Below are 17,520 nucleotides of genomic sequence, written 5' to 3'. Positions count from 1 at the left end.
GAGGAGCAGTATGACTGACTTTTTAATCTTTTATGCACCTTTTATTGTTCTGATACTAGCCATTGTTGTAGCATTTTGGGCTGCCTCGAAAGACGGTGCAGTTAGGAATAAATGAACCTCGGGAATCCGAGGTTTTTTTAATATGTGGTAAAATAGAAATTATAAAGTGAGTAAAAGGACGGGAACGAAAATGAGATATGATGTTTTGATATTTGATTTGGATGATACATTGCTTGATTTTGGGATGACAGAGAAGCATGCACTGCACAATCTATTTATGGAATATGGTTTACCGAATGGTGTGAAAGATTATCTTCCAAGCTACAAAGCGATTAGTAAAGTATTATGGGATGATTTGGAGCATGGTCGCACCAATTTAGCAGAGTTGAAAGTAGAACGATTTAAACGTTTATTTTTAGAGGAAGCGTTGGATATAAACGCGGAAATCTTTGGCCATCAATACATTGAGAATTTAGGAAAAGAAGTACATATGATCGAAGGCGTTGAAGAAATGTTTGCGAATCTTTCGGGTTGTAGATTTGCAGTATTAACAAATGGGTTTACAATTGCGCAACATGCAAGAATAGGAGGTTCGTCGTTAAAAGATTTGTTTGAAGTAATTATTACTTCGGAGGAAGTTGGTTTTCAAAAGCCTCAAGCAGAAGTTTTTGAGTATGCAATGGATAAACTTCAAATTTTGGACAAATCTCGTGTATTGATGATTGGTGATTCGCTTTCTTCCGATATACAAGGAGGCAATAATTACGGCATCGACACTTGTTGGTTTAACCCACATGGGAAAAAGAATGTGACGGCAATCCAACCAACTTTTGAAATTCAAACATGGGAACAACTAGTGGAAATCGTCAAGAAGCAAGTTCAATGTAAGTGAATGAACATCCATTATTTTTGTGAACTGCATTTAAATTTGGTATGATTTCCTCAGGCACATATATTGAAGGAGCACTAACTTATGAATCCTGAACAACTAGAGCAGTTTAAGCAAATGAGAAAAAACATGACACGCCTAATGCTAATATATAAATTTGCATTAGCCGAACTTGAAACAAAGATTGAGATTCTTCAAGAAGAATTTTTAATGATCCACGAATATAATCCAATTGAACATACGAGTTCTCGATTGAAATCACCTGAAAGTATTATGAAAAAGCTTGGGCGAAAAGGAAAAGAAATTTCCGTTAATAGTATTCGAGAAAATGTAAAGGATATTGCAGGACTTCGTATCACTTGTTCGTTTATCTCAGATATTTATCAAATTTATGAAATGCTACGAAACCAAAGTGATCTTAAAATATTAAATGTAAAAGATTATATCCAAAATCCGAAGAATAATGGATATAAAAGTTTACACTTACTAGTAGAAATTCCCGTCTTTATGTCTGATTGTAAAGAACTCGTGACAGTAGAGGTTCAAATTCGTACAATAGCGATGGATTTTTGGGCAAGCTTAGAGCATAAAATCTTTTATAAATACGATCAGTTCGTACCAGAAAGATTATTAAAAGAGCTCAAAGAAGCAGCTGACTCGGCTTACGCGCTAGACCAAAAGATGGAACGCCTGCATAACGAGATTAAAATTATTAAAGATGAAAATAAAATAGAAACGATCGATGAACTTACAAAGCTAATCGTTAAAAACCAACAACTAACCATTCCGGCGACTTTTTTAGGGATGTTAGATAGTGAGTAAAAAATGCGAGCGTATTAAAACAGACGTCCTAATGGCGTCTGTTTTTAATGGGGAGAAAAGTGTGGCAGACACCCAAAAAGTCGCTCATTTTGGTATAATAAATCAATCAAAACAAGAACGGAGATATGAAGTGAATACACCCGTAAAAAAGAATGACCAGTTAACAATCCATATTGAAGATTTGACGCATGATGGAGCAGGAGTTGCTAAAGTAGATGGCTACCCGCTATTTATCCAGGGCGGCTTACCGAACGAAACCGCAGAAGTACATGTGTTAAAAACATTGAAAAACTATGGCTTCGCAAAATTAAAAAAGATCGTAGAGCCATCCCCATTTCGCGTAGATGCACCATGCCCAGTATTCGGGGAATGTGGAGGCTGTCAATTACAGCATTTATCTTATGAAGGACAGCTTGCTTGGAAAGAAAATATGGTTCGAAATGTGATGAAGCGAATCGGTAAAATAGATGCCCCTGTGCTACCAGTAAAAGGAATGGAGAAACCATGGGAATACCGCAATAAATCCCAAATTCCATTTGCCTTGGAAGATGGACAAGTACTGGCAGGTTTTTATCAATCCAAGTCCCATCGAATTGCAGATACCAATACTTGCCTTATCCAATCAGATGAAGCAGATCGATTAATGCGTGCAGTAAAAGAACATGCATTGCAACTAGATTTAATTCCTTATAATGAAGAGACGAAAAAAGGACAGTTACGTCATCTTGTCGTAAGAAAAGGTCGCGCAACTGAAGAAGTGATGGTCGTGCTAGTTACGAAGCATGCCAAACTGTCTAAAAAAGATGCGATTATTGAGTTAATAAGAGAAGTAGAGCCAAATGTCACTTCTATTGTGCAAAACGTAAACCCACGTAATACGAATGTTATTTTCGGAGATGAAACAAATACTGTCTGGGGCAAATCTGTTATCGAAGATCTAATAGGAGACGTACGATTTGAAATCTCGGCTCGCTCGTTCTATCAAGTGAATCCAGTACAAACAGAAGTGCTCTATAAACAAGCACTCGATTACGCACAGCTTTCCGGAAACGAAACAGTGATTGACGCATATTGTGGAATCGGAACCATTTCGTTATTCCTAGCACAACAAGCAAAACAAGTACTAGGTGTAGAAATCGTGCCACAAGCTATAGAAGATGCCAAGCGTAATGCAGAGTTGAACGGTTTCAAGAACACTTACTTCGAAGCAGGTCCAGCGGAAGAAGTTATTCCTAAATGGTATAAGGAAGGTAAATCGGCAGATGTATTAGTAGTCGATCCACCTAGAAAAGGCTGCGATGAGGCCTTACTTACGACAATCATTGAACAACGTCCGAAAAGAGTTGTTTATGTGTCATGTAACCCTGCGACACTTGCTCGTGATTTGCGCATTTTAGAAGATGGCGGCTATAAAACGATGGAAGTACAGCCTGTTGATATGTTTCCACAGACAACGCATTGTGAGGCGGTTGCTTGGTTGGAGCTAATATAAATACTCAAGAACGAATTCTTAATAATGGAATTCGTTCTTTTTAAGTTAAGGAAGGGATACTAATGAATGCAGAGGGGGAGAAGGTTAGTGGAGGAAGCGAATGAACAAAGACGTGAAATTCAAAAAGAGAATTAAGAGAATTTCATCAAGGTGTATTCTAATTTTTAACGTAAGGAATCTAATGGGGCTGGTTTAAATAAAGAACAACAAAATGCATTTTCATTCGTGAGGATGCGTTTTGTTGTTCTGACTAAAAGGCTAAAAACCAAACTTACTCAAAATAAACGAGTAACACTCCGCGAGTTCACGAAGCTGGTTAAAACGACCGGATGCGCCAAAATGGCCAGCACCCATGTTTGTTTTTAAAACAAGTGTATTGTCATCTGATTTTAATTCGCGCAGTCGAGCTACCCATTTCGCAGGCTCCCAATAACCAACGCGCGGGTCATTTAAGCCTGTCGTAATATACATATTAGGGTACGGTTTTGCCTCTACATTGTCGTACGGACTATAAGATTTCATGTAGAAATAATCGTCCTCGTTTTGCGGGTTACCCCATTCATCCCATTCTAAAGTCGTTAATGGAATCGAATCGTCTAGCATCGTCGTTACAATATCGACAAATGGTACTTCTGAAACAATGACTTTAAAACAATCGCCCGCCAAATTAGATACGGCACCTACTAACAATCCACCAGCACTTCCGCCACGAGCCGCGATAAGTTCGGTTGTTGTAAAGCCTTGCTCAATTAAATAACCCGCTGCATCGATAAAGTCCGTAAAACTATTGCGTTTTTTCTGCATTTTTCCATTAAAATACCACGTACGTCCTAGCTCTGAACCACCACGCACTTGCGCAATCGCCAATATCACTCCTTTATCAAGTATAGGTAGACGATAAGCGCTAAAAAATGGATCGCTGCTATATCCATATGAGCCGTAAGCATTTAAAATAAGCGGCGCTGGGCCGTTGTCAAGCGCACCCTTTTTATAATGAAGAAGTATTGGAACGTTTACACCGTCAGCTGCTGTTGCCCAAACCTGTTGTTGGACGTATTGCTCGGGGTCATACTCGCCTGTGACTGGTGCCTTTTGTAATACTTCCTTTTCTCCCGATTCAATATCGATACGCATTGTCGTTTTCGGCGTTAAAAATGATTGGTATTGAACTAAAACTTCTGAAGCTTCATAGTCTTGATCTGGAACTAGTGATACAGAATAAATGGCTTCATCCCAATCTAACTGAATAAGAGAATCACCCTCGATACGCCAAACTTGCTCTAATCCATTTTCGCGACCCGTTACATATACATGGCTTTTAAATGGATAGATATTTTGGATAAACCGCTTCTCATCGTACGGAACAACAGCCGTATGCTCATTGAAGTTATCCAGTGGACAACGAAGTAATGTGAAGTTCAATGCATTTTCATTTGTTAATAGTAAAAGCTCGGATTCCCAATGCTCTACATCGTATTCAATGCCTTCGCGGCGTGCTTCAAATAACTGAGGCGCTAATAATGGCTCATCCGCATCAATAATTTGAACTTCTGTTGTCGTCGTTGATTGCGAAACTACGAAAATAAAGCGATTACTTTTTGATTTTTTAATAAATAAATTAAAAGTTACGTTCGTTTCTTCAAATAAAAGCAAATCGGACGAATGTTTAGTACCTATTTCATGACGCCAGACTTGATATGGACGCTGTAATTCGTTTAGCTTCACATAAAAAATGTACTGTCCGCAGTTACTCCATTCAACGCTGCTGTAAATATAAACATTTGGAATTGTATCTTCTAACATATCATCTGTATGCAAATCTTTCACAAATAACGTATAGCTATCTGTGCCGTCGCGATTTTCTAAATAAGCAACATAGCGGTGATCTTTAGAATAACGCTGCACAGTAACACTTAAATAGTCATCCCCTTTAGCGAGTGCATTTTCATCTATTGTAATTTCTTCTTCAGAAGATGCTAATGCCACACGATTTTCTGCGCGTTTACGAGCGAAAATGGGATATGGTTTTTCTTTTTCTAAACGGTAGTAATAATAGTAAGGACCTTTTTGGATGGGTACCTGACTTTCTGAAGCGGGAACGCGTGACACCATTGCATCGTATAATTCAGTTGTTAAGCTTTCCAAAGGACTCATGACTTCATCATAAAAGATATTTTCCTGCTCTAAATAAGCGATTACTTCTGGATTGGATTTATCTTTCATCCAATAATATTCATCATGTCTAATGTCCCCATGCAGTACAAACGTATGAGGAATTTGTTTTGCAATTAGTTTATTCAAATTCAATTCTCCTTTCTGTATAACAATATAATTTCGATAAGTTCATGTAAATTCCTCTAAAATAAATTTGTAACCGACAATTTTCTTGTTCGCAAGGGTTGGTAAAGTATTGTTAGGCCGATTACACTTAAAGTAACGGGACGACTATTGTTAAAGAAGAAACAGGATGAAGGTAATACAAAAGGCTAAACCTCACTAAATGGGGACATAGCCAATTACTTAAACCCACCAGCACCCATGTGTTGCCACGCACACCCCACACATTGTAAAGCAGTTGCGTGGTTGGATAGGAAGATGTAATCCAAAAACGTTTCACAGTTAAATATCTTTCCGATTCAATCGGATTTGAGTTTAATTAAACTTTTCCTATTCTACTCTAATAACAACCTGGGTTTAATCAAATATAACCCAGGCTTTTTTTATGCTTTAGGAAATTAAAAATTCTAGACATGTGGATAACTGTTCGAATAAATTACCGATAGAAATTGTAGAAGAATTCAAACACTGGTCAGATGATAAAGCAAACAGATTTTAAGAAGATGATATCGTAAGTGGCATCCAAAAGTTGTTCGATCTCGACATTATCGAAAAAACATTAAGGGGATACACACTTAATTAATCGTTCACTTTTAGTCATAATTAGTATCAGTGGATACGTTATAGCATCTCACAAAAGGTGCTATTTTTATGTTCAATTTTGGAGGTGAGAATCTTGAATCTACCACTTTCAATCTTCGTTTTAGTAACCTATAGAGTAAATGTCTCATCTTTTTCTTCGAAGAAGAGCTCACCACTTTCAATAGCATTACCTAAACGATGCCTCTATAATTGGCAAGGACGTTAATTTTCATCGACAATACTTTGATAAATCTCCGCGATTTGTTTCTTAAGCAGGGGCGCTATTTCATCGCAAGGGGATAAAGGGAGATTGTTATGATTGGCTATCCATTTACATTGTATACAATTGTCGTGTATCATCTGAATAGCTACTTACTAAAATTGGAGACAATCGTTTTTGACCCTAAGACCCGAACGTTGGTACGAACTAGACAATAAGAGAGTTATTAAGTTATGAAAGAAGGAAAAAGAAGTTGAACAAAGATACAAAAAAGAAATCGGTTGTGATTGCTTTATTGATTGCAACTTTTTTAACGGCCATTGAAGGAACAATCGTCAGTACTGCGATGCCGAGGATTGTTGAAGATTTAGGTGGAAGCCATTTATATACATGGGTCATATCCGTCTATTTATTGGCATTGGTTATTGCCACACCAGTATTCGGGAAGCTTGCCGATCTTTATGGAAGAAAGGTAATGTTTACAATCGGAACGATTATTTTCTTAATCGGCTCAGTGCTGTCCGGACTTTCATTAACAATGGAGCAGCTTATTGTATATCGTGTTATTCAAGGGATTGGTGCGGGAGCACTGGCAACCATTCCTTTTACAATAATTGGTGATGTATTTGAATTTAAAATGCGGGCAAAAATGCAAGGCTGGATCAGTAGTGTATGGGGAATTGCGGGCATTGTCGGTCCGCTTGCAGGAGGAGTAATTGTCGATAAGATCACATGGCATTGGATTTTCTTTTTAAATCTTCCATTTGGGATAATATCTTTAGTTCTCTTATGGACTGCATTACATGAAAATATCGAAAAGAAAAAGCAAATCATCGATTATGCAGGTATTTTGACATTTGCGGTCACAATGACGGCATTTTTATATGCATTGACATTGTTGAAAGAGCATAAGCAAGTCACAAACAGCATCGTGATTTTATTTATGGTGGCCGTCGTTGGGCTTTGTTTATTTTTCTTGATTGAAGCAAAGGGAAGAGAACCGATGTTGCCATTAGCTCTATTTAAAAATGGCTTTATTACGATTTCAAATATCGCTGGATTTTTATTGGGATTCATCCTCGTCGCTATAACTTTTTATATACCGCTATGGGTTCAAGGGGTTACAGGTTTGAATGCAACATTCTCAGGAGTTGCGATGTTGCCAATGTCGGTCACATGGCCGATTGGTGCGATATTATCAGGCAGATTGATGAGTAAGAGATCCATCGGTAGCATAACGTTAGTTGGTGTCGGCTTTATTATTATGGCCTGTAGTGGCTTTGTATTCTTTAACGCGGATACCCCAGTTTCGTGGATGATGGTGGTTACTGGAGTGATTGGTTTCGGTTTCGGTTTAACCTTTACTGCTTATACAGTTGCCGTCCAATCAGCGGTGGACTGGAATATGCGAGGTGCAGCGATGGGGTCTAATAATCTCATGAGGAATCTAGGACAGGTTATTGGGATTGCGGTATCGGGACTATTATTAAGTGATGAATTACATGGTAATGCTTTAGAAACAAGTCTGCATTCAGTTTTTATCCTTCTAGTTGTCCTAGCAGTATGTTCCTTTGTAGTAACAGGATTCCTACTAAGAGAAAAAGAGTCTTCCTTAGTAGAATAATAAATAGCTCTTTTCGTTTGTTCCCTGTTTACTAGATGTGTAGAGACTACTTTTAAAATTGATAAAACAAGAACAGGAGGAAACACATTGAAATTAATTTCATGGAATATTGATTCACTAAATGCGGCATTAACGAGTGATTCAGCTCGTGCGTTATTGTCTCAAGCAGTCTTAAATACAATTATTGAAAATAACCCAGAGATTATTGCTATACAAGAAACAAAATTATCGAGTAACGGTCCTACTAAAAAGCATTTAGAAATTCTTGGGGAAAAGTTTCCCGATTACGAAATTGTTTGGAACAGTTCAGTAGAACCAGCACGCAAGAGTTATGCAGGTACAATGTTTTTATATAAAAATTACCTGTCACCGTCTGTCACCTTCCCAAAGATTGGAGCACCAAGCACGATGGATGAGGAAGGTCGCATCATCACATTAGAATTTGATGATTTCTACTTAACACAAGTTTATACACCGAATGCTGGCGATGGTTTGAAGCGTTTAGCAGAACGTCAAATTTGGGATATAAAATATGCTGATTATCTAGCTGCTTTAGATAAAGAGAAGCAGGTTATTGCAACAGGTGATTTTAATGTAGCGCATAAAGAAATAGACTTAGCCCACCCCGATAATAACCGTCGTTCAGCCGGCTTTACGGATGAAGAAAGAGAAGGTTTTACAAATCTTTTAGCAAAAGGATTTACAGATACTTTTCGCTATATTCACGGTGATGTGCCAGGTATTTATTCTTGGTGGGCTCAGCGTGCTAAAACAAGTAAAATAAATAATTCTGGCTGGAGAATTGATTACTGGCTAGTGAGTGATCGCATGGCAGAGAAAGTACTTAAATCTGAAATGATTGATTCAGGTCCAAGACAAGATCACGCGCCATTACTATTCGAAATAGATTTGTAGTTATATTGGGAAGGCCACTTGATTCGTTTGAAACAAGTGGCCATTTTCTTGTCGTTTTGTTAGACACAACTTTGACACTATTCGGAATTGGTTTGGAATTACGCCTAATACAGGGACCAAACTATTTCTTCTATATCCTTGACCACATGAATATATTTCATAGTATTTAATCATGTGTAGAGTATGGGAGGAATTGAGAACATGAAGGATTCTTCAACTGGTTCTTTACTAGATACAAGGAAAGCGCCAAGTATGCAAAGAGTTGATAACTTTATCGCTTTTTTCCGTGAAGCAAATGAGCTTCTTCAGAAAGAAACAGATGTTTCACCTGCGAATCAATTGGTATCGGATGTATTCAACCATCTTTTACTTCAGTTGCGATCCTATTTTTCTCCAATAGAAATACAAGCTATTTTAAACAACGAGTATATTCAAAAAAATCAACAAAAGTTGCGGGATAAGTTGTCAGAAATCGAATTTCTTGTAGAACTTAGAGATTCTCATGAGATTTGCAAATTAGAAGGATCCGTCTTAGATATCGTAAAAAGTTTGCCTAATTGGAACAGTTACTTTTCCCTAGTAAGTCAGGAATTACAGTACGTGCTGCAAGATTGTAACACAGAAAAGTCACCCATTATTTTTGTAGGTAGCGGTCCAATGCCGATAAGTGCTATTATTCTACACCTGCTCAGTGATGCGGAGGTTATCTGTTTGGAAATGAATGCTGTTGCCTATGACGCATCATGCTATTTGCTGGAGCACTTAGGCTTAGGAGATAAAGTTACTGTCGTATTGAAGGATGGATCTGAGTTCGACTACAGCTCTTATAGCCGGATCTTTGTCGCTAGTCTCGTTCGAAACAAGCAGGCGGTGCTTGAAACAATTAGCAGGACTTCCGCAAATCCTTTAGTAGCTGTCCGTACAGCAGAGGGGATGAGGAGAATCATGTATGAAGCGATTGATGAATCTAAGTTGAATAAAGAGGGGTGGAGGATTCTGAAGAGAACTTGTCCTGAAGAAAAGCTGGTCGTCAATTCAACCTTGCTTCTTGAACGTGTAACTAATTCTTCTGTGCCCAATTAATATCGGATCACAAGGAGAACCAGCGTCAATGCCAACTTTTAAAATATCATTTGACGAGCAGATTGAAACATTGAAAAAATTAATAGAACTGGTAGATATGAGTATTCTAACAACATAAGAGATTGAAGGTGCCAGGTTCTAAATTGTTTTAGAACCTGGCACCTTTTTTGATTTAAAGGTCCGATACTCTAATTAATCTGCTTTTACTTTTATTATATAAATTGACTTAATCTATTCATTAAGCAGTTAAGAACTTGGTGTAAATACGCAAAAGCCACTTTTTTAGTAAAAAAGTTATAAAAGAACAGTTGACACTATTTTTTTAATTGATATACTTAAGGTGGTTATTGATAATGATAATCATAATCAATTATGTTGTTTATGTGTTGTTGCAATGCACTATGTGAAGTAGAGTTTATTATTTAAATCATGCATAAAAATACATACATATTAATTTTATCAATTCAATAACCTGTTTGTCTATAAAACATATATATAAGGAGAGAGATACTAGAAATGGGTAAATTTAAATTAACTCTTATTTTAGCAATTTTTGTTTTGATGTTGGCAGCTTGCTCGAATTCAAGTAATGAAACGGATAAAACTGAAAGTAATGAGCAAGCAACTGAGTCTACTGAAACTGTAGATAAATCTACTGAAGAGGCAGATGATTCAGCGGAAGAAAAACCTACCTCGGTAGAAATCACTGATGCTCATGGAACTGTTACTGTTCCTGTAAATCCAAAGAATGTAGTTGCTTTAGATAATAGAACATTTGAAACTTTATCAGATTGGGGAATTGAATTAGCGGCTGCTCCAAAAGCTGTAATGCCTGCGGATTCACCATATGTAGCTAATGAATCAGTTCAAGATATTGGAAATCATCGTGAACCAAATCTTGAAATTTTAGCAGCTGTAGATCCTGAACTTGTAATTGTTGGACAAAGATTTGCTAGCTATTATGAAGAAATAAAAAAATTAGTGCCAAATGCAACTGTTATTGATTTAAACTTTGATGTTTCTGAGGAAGCTGCAACACCAGGAGAAAACTTTGTAAATGGATTTAAGGATAATACAATTGCTTTGGGACAGATTTTTGATAAGAATACTGAAGCAGAACAATTGGTAGCTGATTTTGAACAAGCTATCGAAAGTGCTAAGTCTGCTTATAATGGAACGGATACAATTATGAGTGTTATAGTTTCTGGTGGAAATATTGGTTTTGCCGCTCCTCACTCTGGACGTGTTTGGGGACCAATGTATGAAATTTTTGATTGGGTTCCGGCATTAGAAATTGACAAAACTTCTTCCGATCATCAAGGGGATGAAGTTTCTGTTGAAGCTATTGCACAAAGTAATCCTGATTGGATTTTTGTACTAGACCGTGATGCTGCAGTATCTTCTACAGCGGATGCAGTTCCTGCTCAGGACGTTATTGATAATTCACCAGCTCTTCAAAACGTAACTGCTATTTCTAAAGGTCAGATCGTTTATGCACCAGATGACACTTACACAAATGAATCAATCCAAACTTATATAGAGTTATTTGGAAACCTTGCAAATACTTTAGCTAAGTAGTGTAAAGGAGTATAACATAGTGCGGAAAAATGTACTTGCCGGGGTTGAGAGTAATTCTCAACCCCAGTTTTATAGTCAAAACAAGATATGGACAAAATCTTTTATAGTAGCGATTATAGTTGTTATTATTTTAGGCATTATATCGCTGTTTACTGGAGTTTATGATATACGCGGACATGAGGATGGAAGAGAGATGTTTTTCATCACTCGTGTTCCAAGGACTGCTGCCCTAATGCTTACTGGAGCTGCCATGGCAATGGCAGGACTTGTAATGCAACTTATTACACAGAATCGTTTAGTGGAACCTACCACAACAGGAACGATTGAATGGGCAGGTTTGGGACTTCTTACCGTTTACTTATTATTTCCTGCACCAACCTTAGTTGTAAGAATGACTGGTGCAATCCTTTTTTCTTTTATCGGAACGATGATCTTCTTTTTATTTTTAAGAAGAGTTAAACTTCGTTCGTCTTTAATTGTCCCGATTATAGGGCTGATGCTTGGAGCAGTCATTTCTGCAGTTTCGACTTTTATTGGACTCCTTTTTCAAATGACCCAAAATATTGAAAGTTGGTTTGTAGGTTCTTTTGCAGCTGTTCAAGTTGGTAGATATGAATATTTATGGATAATTGTTATCGTGACTATTCTTATTTTTATGTATGCTAATAGATTGACTTTAGCTGGACTAGGGGAAGATGTAGCTACAAGTCTTGGAGTAAATTATAATAGGATCGTTCTTTTGGGGACAGGACTTATTTCTATAGCAGTTGGAATTGTTGCCGCTGTGATTGGAAACTTACCTTTTTTAGGTTTAATTGTCCCTAATATTGTTTCCATGTTTAGAGGAGATGATCTTAGAAGTAATTTGCCTTGGGTATGTGTGATAGGAATGGGGACTATAACTGTTTGTGACATAATTTCTCGAACAATTATCATGCCTTTTGAAGTACCTGTTTCTTTAATACTTGGAACAGTGGGGGCCGTTGTATTTATTACTATATTAATGAGACAAAGAAAACCTAGGAGGCTAAGATGAACGCATTGGAATATAGAAATAGAGAAAATGTTGAAATCGCTCCTAGCATTCCTAGTGAAAAAAGATCAGCTAGAGCTTTTCGTTCTAAGAAAGAAGAAAAACGTTATTGGATTTTGCTAATAACACTGATTGCTTTGGGCGTTCTTTCTTCCTATGGACTTTTAGTTTATAACAATCCTGTTCCAATAGATTCCCCTTCTTTTATCCCAGTTGTTAAAAGAAGGATAGTAGCAATTGTAGCAATGATTATTGCCGCAATTTGTCATGCTTTGTCGACCGTTGCTTTCCAATCGATTACGAATAACAGGATTATAACTCCTTCACTTTTAGGATTTGAATCACTTTACTCAACGATTCAGACTAGTACAATATTTTTCTTAGGTGCCAGTGCATTGATAAATTTTAGTGGTATTGGATCATTTGTATTTCAAGTTATTGCTATGGTCATGATGAGTTTGATACTTTATGGATGGTTGCTTTCTGGAAAGTATGGAAACTTACAATTGATGCTATTAGTAGGAATTATTATTGGAACTGGATTGGGTTCAGTGTCCACTTTTATGAGAAGACTTCTAGCGCCGTCTGAGTTTGATATTTTACAGGCAAAATTGTTTGGTTCTGTCAATAATGCGGATGTTGAATATTTTCCTATTGTAATTCCAATGGTAATCATTGTAGCATCACTACTTCTTGCTAATTCTAAAAATTTAAATGTATTGTCACTTGGAAAAGATGTTTCTACTTCTTTTGGCGTTAAACATCAATCAAGTATCATTTATACGCTTATATTAGTTTCTATTTTGATGTCAATTTCTACTGCTTTAGTTGGACCACTTACTTTCTATGGATTTTTAGTGGCAACTTTGAGTTATCAAGCGGCGCCAACTTATGATCACCGATATATTTTCCCAATGGCTCTGGCTATAGGGTTTGTGATAATAACTGGTGCATACTTTTTAATGTATCATGTATTCAATGCTCAAGGTGTAGTCTCAGTTATTATTGAACTGTTTGGTGGAATAATATTTTTAATCGTAATTTTAAGGAAGAGGGCTTTATGATAAAAATTGAGAATACTAGAAAGTTGTATACGGATGAGGTAAAAATAGGTCCTTTGAATATTGAAATACCAAAAGCGGGTCTTACTTCTTTAATTGGACCGAATGGAGCTGGAAAATCTACGACACTTTTGATGATTGGAAGACTTTTGGATATGGATGAAGGCCGTATTCAAGTCGCAAATATGGATGTTTCTGCATCTAAATCAAAAGACTTAGCAAAAGTTTTGACTATTTTGCGACAAGAAAATCATTTTGTAACGAGGCTTACTGTTAGACAATTAGCTGGTTTTGGGCGTTTTCCTTATTCAAAGGGAAGATTAACGAAAGAGGATGAGGCTATTATTTCTAAATATATCGATTTCTTAGACTTAACTGATCTTGAAAATAGATATTTAGATGAGCTTTCTGGTGGTCAAAGGCAAAGGGCATATGTAGCAATGGTTTTGTGCCAAGAAACTGAATACGTACTACTGGACGAGCCACTGAACAATCTAGATGTTGCTCGTTCTGTTCAAATGATGGAGCATTTGCGGCATGCCGCCAATGAATTCGGAAGAACAATTCTGACTGTTATGCATGATATAAATTTTGCAGCCAAATATTCGGATAGAATTTGTGCTATGAAAGATGGACAAATTGCCGCTTTTGGAACAGTAGAAGAGATTATGGATTCCAAAATTTTAACCGATATTTTTGAAACGAAAATAGAAATTATCGAAGGTCCTTATGGGCCAATAGCGGTTTATTAGATTCAACATTATTAAAAAAAAGTATGCTTAAAAATCATTTAGGTTAATATAGGTAGATAAGTGGAAATATGAACCGCCGCTCGAGGGAGAAAATCCTTGGGCGGTTCTTTTTTATTTAAAGAAGGTATTAATAAAGGGATTGACGAAAAGTATGTTTATAGTTATTGAAGTTTACAATAACCAAACCGATTGATATATTAATTGATAATACCAAGAATTAAAAAAATAGGGAAAAGAGGTTTGAAAAATGGATGTAAAATACCCAATTGGCAAATTGCAAGTTCCTGAAAAAGTAAAATCAGAAAATATTCAAGAATGGTTAAAAGAAATCGAAACTTATACGATTCGACTAAGAGAGACTGTTGATACATTAAGTGATGAGGATTTAAGCAAAACTTATCGGGAAGGTGCCTGGACTGTTCGTCAACTTGTTCATCACATTGCAGATTCTCAATTGAATATGTATCAGCGTTTGAAGTTGGCTTTAACTGATGAAAATCCAACTGTACCTGCATTTGATGAAGAAAAGTGGGCTATTCTATCGGATACGAAGCTTCCTGTAGAAAGTTCTATTAAAATGTTAGAAGGTATAAATGAGCGTATTGTGTCTTTAGGGCAGAGTTTAACGGCAGAGCAATTAGGGCGAGCTTTTACTCACCAAACAAATGGTGAAATAACTGTGGCAACAAAAGTTGCAAAATTAGCTTGGCACGAAGAGCATCATTTAGCTCATATAAAAATTGCATTATCGAAATGATATAATATGTAAAGAGTTGTTACGGGGAAGCAGTGGCGTGGTTTTATTAGGCTGCATCTTATGAATACCCTAACTTAATTATTGGGTCAAACATAGAGAGCAGACGGTTTAGAAGTGCTATAAGGCACCTCTAATTGGCCGTCTGCTTTTTTCTGTTGTTTTATGAATGAAACAAGCAAAGATTGTAATAGTAATAGTTCAATTCTGTAGGCACTTTAGAGGTGTTTACTTGACAGAAGTGCGAAGAAGAGGTAGGCTATAAAAGCTTTAAAAAATATAGAAAAACTATATTTTACCAAATTAATATTTTAATGTGAATCATTGATATTAAAGTAATAGGAAGGTGAAAAAATGGTTAGTTTAAATATTAAAAAGGGTGCCTTTTTAAATAAGTTTTTTGGTTTTTATTTATTTGCCGTTTTCATGTTATGGATTAAAACATATATTACACAAGTCACACAGTTTAACTTAGGGGTAGAAGGATCCCTACAACAATTCCTTTTACTAATAAATCCATTGGGTTCAGCTATGTTGTTTCTTGGATTTTCATTCATTTTCAAAGGACCGAGGAAATATACATCACTTATTGTAATTTACACGCTTATGTCCATACTTTTATATGCGAATGCAGTTTATTATAGATTTTTTAGTGACTATATTACATTGCCAACGATTTCTCAAACGCAAAACTTTGGAGACTTAGGCGGTAGCATTATCTCTTTATTGAAACCTTATGATGTATTGTTCTTTGTGGATGTATTGTTGTTGATTTACCTATCGTTATCTAAAAAAATACAAAAAGATAATAGTAGAGTTAAATACAAAAAAGCAATTCCAGTGATTGCTTTTGCTCTAGCAATATCTGCTTTAAATTTAGGGCTAGCTAACGCGGATCGTCCGCAGCTATTAACTCGTGGTTTTGATAGAAACTATATAGTTAAGTATTTAGGAATGTATAACTATACGATATATGACGCTACTGAAACTATTAAGGCGTCTTCAAAAAGGGCTTTAGCTGATAGTGATGATATAACTGAAGTTATTAACTTTACTAAATCTAACTATGCGGAACCAAATAAAGAATATTTTGGCGCAGCTAAAGATATGAACGTCATCTATATCCATCTAGAGTCGTTCCAAAACTTTTTAATGAACTATAAATTAAACGGTGAAGAAGTAACACCATTCTTAAATTCATTAATTAAAGATCCTAACACATTATACTTTGATAACTTCTTCCATCAGACGGCTCAAGGTAAAACTTCAGATGCTGAATTTATGCTTGAAAACTCTTTATTTGGTTTACCACAAGGATCTGCTTATATTACAAAAGGTCAAAATACTTATCAAGCAGCTCCAGCAATATTAAAAGAGAATGGCTATGCATCTGCTGTGTTTCACGGTAACAGCGGAAGTTTCTGGAACCGAAATGAGATCTATAAAGCATTCGGCTATGATCATTTCTTTGATGCTAATTATTATGACACTAGTTCTCCAGAAGATATGGCTGAATATGGTTTATTGGATAAGCCATTCTTTGAACAATCAGTGGATCTTATGAAGACTTTACCTCAACCTTTTTATTCGAAATTTATAACGGTTGCGAACCATTATCCATATAAAATGAATCAAGATTTAACAACAATTAGTAAAGCGGATACTGGCGATGCAAGTGTAGATAATTATTTCCAAACTGCTCGTTATGCGGATGAAGCGATTGAACAGTTTATGGATGAATTAAAACAGTCTGGCTTATATGATAACAGTATGCTTGTTTTTTATGGCGACCATTACGGTATTTCAGAAAATCATAATAAGGCAATGGAAAAAATCATTGGAAAAGAAATTACCCCTTATGAAAGTGCTAATTTGCAACGTGTACCATTAATTATTCACGTTCCAGGTATGCAAGGCGGGGTTAATCATACTTACGGAGGGCAAATAGACCTTCTTCCAACCTTATTACATTTACTTGGAGTTAACTCACAAAATTACGTTCAATTTGGTAGCGACATATTATCAAAAGAGCATAATGAAGTAGTTGCCTTTAGAAATGATGATTATGTCAGTCCTACTATTTATTCAATTGATGACAAGTTTTATGATGCTACAACTGGTTTACCAATAGATGATGCAAATCAATTAGAAAAAGCCAACGAGTACAAACAAGAAGTAGACAATAAATTACAGATTTCTGATAGAGTTGTGAATGGTGACTTATTGAGATTCTATACACCGACAGGATTTACTAAAGTCGATCCTTCTCAATACAACTACAATAAGGATCTGACAGAAAAAACCGATAACGAAGAACAGTAAATTCATTAAAAAGAGGAGTAAGCTAACAAAAGTATTTTTTGTTAGCCTACTCCTTA

At 36.2% G+C, this 17,520-nt stretch carries 14 protein-coding genes; 13 read left to right on the top strand and 1 reads right to left on the bottom strand.

Annotated elements, in window-relative coordinates; genetic code table 11:
* Positions 1-10: 10 nt before the first annotated feature.
* The 4 genes from cydS (at position 11) to rlmD (ending at position 3,203) form a co-directional block, all read left to right on the top strand.
* The gene (cydS, locus tag ACIQ38_RS19165; protein ID WP_402826865.1) at positions 11-115 is read left to right on the top strand and encodes a cytochrome bd oxidase small subunit CydS family protein; all 105 of its coding nucleotides are present in this window, start codon (positions 11-13) and stop codon (positions 113-115) included.
* Positions 116-190: 75 nt separating this feature from the next.
* Positions 191-892, top strand: coding sequence for a YjjG family noncanonical pyrimidine nucleotidase (locus ACIQ38_RS19160; protein WP_402826862.1), 702 nt, complete (start codon positions 191-193; stop codon positions 890-892).
* Between the two features lie 81 nt (positions 893-973).
* Positions 974-1,711 (top strand): GTP pyrophosphokinase, encoded by a 738-nt coding sequence (locus tag ACIQ38_RS19155; protein ID WP_402826859.1) that lies wholly within the window; start codon positions 974-976, stop codon positions 1,709-1,711.
* A 130-nt stretch (positions 1,712-1,841) separates the two neighbouring features.
* Positions 1,842-3,203, top strand: a complete 1,362-nt coding sequence (gene rlmD / locus ACIQ38_RS19150) for a 23S rRNA (uracil(1939)-C(5))-methyltransferase RlmD (protein ID WP_402826965.1) — start codon at positions 1,842-1,844, stop codon at positions 3,201-3,203.
* Positions 3,204-3,461: 258 nt separating this feature from the next.
* On the opposite strand, the gene ACIQ38_RS19145 is transcribed toward rlmD, so the two are convergent.
* Positions 3,462-5,504, bottom strand: coding sequence for a S9 family peptidase (locus ACIQ38_RS19145; RefSeq protein WP_402826856.1), 2,043 nt, complete (start codon positions 5,502-5,504; stop codon positions 3,462-3,464).
* Between the two features lie 1,091 nt (positions 5,505-6,595).
* Here ACIQ38_RS19145 and ACIQ38_RS19140 point away from each other — a divergent pair.
* The 9 genes from ACIQ38_RS19140 to ltaS all read left to right on the top strand — a co-directional run bounded on the left by ACIQ38_RS19140 (position 6,596) and on the right by ltaS (position 17,464).
* On the top strand, positions 6,596-7,966 hold the full coding sequence (locus ACIQ38_RS19140; protein WP_402826853.1) for an MDR family MFS transporter: 1,371 nt from the start codon (positions 6,596-6,598) through the stop codon (positions 7,964-7,966).
* Between the two features lie 87 nt (positions 7,967-8,053).
* Positions 8,054-8,881, top strand: a complete 828-nt coding sequence (locus ACIQ38_RS19135; protein ID WP_402826850.1) for an exodeoxyribonuclease III — start codon at positions 8,054-8,056, stop codon at positions 8,879-8,881.
* A gap of 201 nt (positions 8,882-9,082) precedes the next feature.
* Positions 9,083-9,964 (top strand): nicotianamine synthase family protein, encoded by an 882-nt coding sequence (locus ACIQ38_RS19130; protein WP_402826847.1) that lies wholly within the window; start codon positions 9,083-9,085, stop codon positions 9,962-9,964.
* 516 nt (positions 9,965-10,480) lie between these two features.
* A complete protein-coding gene (locus ACIQ38_RS19125; RefSeq protein ID WP_402826844.1) occupies positions 10,481-11,542 on the top strand; it encodes a siderophore ABC transporter substrate-binding protein in 1,062 nt (353 codons plus the stop codon).
* 19 nt (positions 11,543-11,561) lie between these two features.
* A complete protein-coding gene (locus ACIQ38_RS19120) occupies positions 11,562-12,578 on the top strand; it encodes an ABC transporter permease (protein WP_402826841.1) in 1,017 nt (338 codons plus the stop codon).
* The gene (locus ACIQ38_RS19115) at positions 12,575-13,639 is read left to right on the top strand and encodes an iron chelate uptake ABC transporter family permease subunit (RefSeq protein ID WP_402826838.1); all 1,065 of its coding nucleotides are present in this window, start codon (positions 12,575-12,577) and stop codon (positions 13,637-13,639) included. The genes ACIQ38_RS19120 and ACIQ38_RS19115 overlap by 4 nt, the downstream gene beginning before the upstream one ends.
* Positions 13,636-14,388: an iron ABC transporter ATP-binding protein gene (locus ACIQ38_RS19110; RefSeq protein WP_402826835.1), complete on the top strand. Its 753-nt coding sequence runs from the start codon at positions 13,636-13,638 to the stop codon at positions 14,386-14,388. Before ACIQ38_RS19115 ends, ACIQ38_RS19110 begins: the two co-directional genes overlap by 4 nt.
* Before the next feature lie 247 nt (positions 14,389-14,635).
* Entirely contained in the window at positions 14,636-15,145 is a 510-nt protein-coding gene (locus ACIQ38_RS19105) for a YfiT family bacillithiol transferase (RefSeq protein WP_402826833.1), read from the top strand.
* A 351-nt stretch (positions 15,146-15,496) separates the two neighbouring features.
* Positions 15,497-17,464, top strand: a complete 1,968-nt coding sequence (gene ltaS / locus ACIQ38_RS19100) for a lipoteichoic acid synthase (RefSeq protein WP_402826830.1) — start codon at positions 15,497-15,499, stop codon at positions 17,462-17,464.
* The last annotated feature ends 56 nt before the right edge of the window (positions 17,465-17,520 follow it).

Origin of the sequence: Psychrobacillus sp. NPDC096389, from assembly GCF_044762855.1 — a bacterium.
Lineage (GTDB): Bacteria > Bacillota > Bacilli > Bacillales_A > Planococcaceae > Psychrobacillus.
Note: the sequence above shows the minus strand (reverse complement) of the source record. Positions and strands in the feature narration are given on the sequence as shown.

What these genes read in the sequence shown, in the direction of transcription:
- ACIQ38_RS19115 (WP_402826838.1), top strand. Translation starts at nt 12,575, where the DNA reads ATGAACGCATTGGAATATAGAAATAGAGAAAATGTTGAAATCGCTCCT.
- ACIQ38_RS19125 (WP_402826844.1), top strand. Translation starts at nt 10,481, where the DNA reads ATGGGTAAATTTAAATTAACTCTTATTTTAGCAATTTTTGTTTTGATG.
- ltaS (WP_402826830.1), top strand. Translation starts at nt 15,497, where the DNA reads ATGGTTAGTTTAAATATTAAAAAGGGTGCCTTTTTAAATAAGTTTTTT.
- ACIQ38_RS19105 (WP_402826833.1), top strand. Translation starts at nt 14,636, where the DNA reads ATGGATGTAAAATACCCAATTGGCAAATTGCAAGTTCCTGAAAAAGTA.
- ACIQ38_RS19110 (WP_402826835.1), top strand. Translation starts at nt 13,636, where the DNA reads ATGATAAAAATTGAGAATACTAGAAAGTTGTATACGGATGAGGTAAAA.
- ACIQ38_RS19155 (WP_402826859.1), top strand. Translation starts at nt 974, where the DNA reads ATGAATCCTGAACAACTAGAGCAGTTTAAGCAAATGAGAAAAAACATG.
- cydS (WP_402826865.1), top strand. Translation starts at nt 11, where the DNA reads ATGACTGACTTTTTAATCTTTTATGCACCTTTTATTGTTCTGATACTA.
- ACIQ38_RS19160 (WP_402826862.1), top strand. Translation starts at nt 191, where the DNA reads ATGAGATATGATGTTTTGATATTTGATTTGGATGATACATTGCTTGAT.
- ACIQ38_RS19130 (WP_402826847.1), top strand. Translation starts at nt 9,083, where the DNA reads ATGAAGGATTCTTCAACTGGTTCTTTACTAGATACAAGGAAAGCGCCA.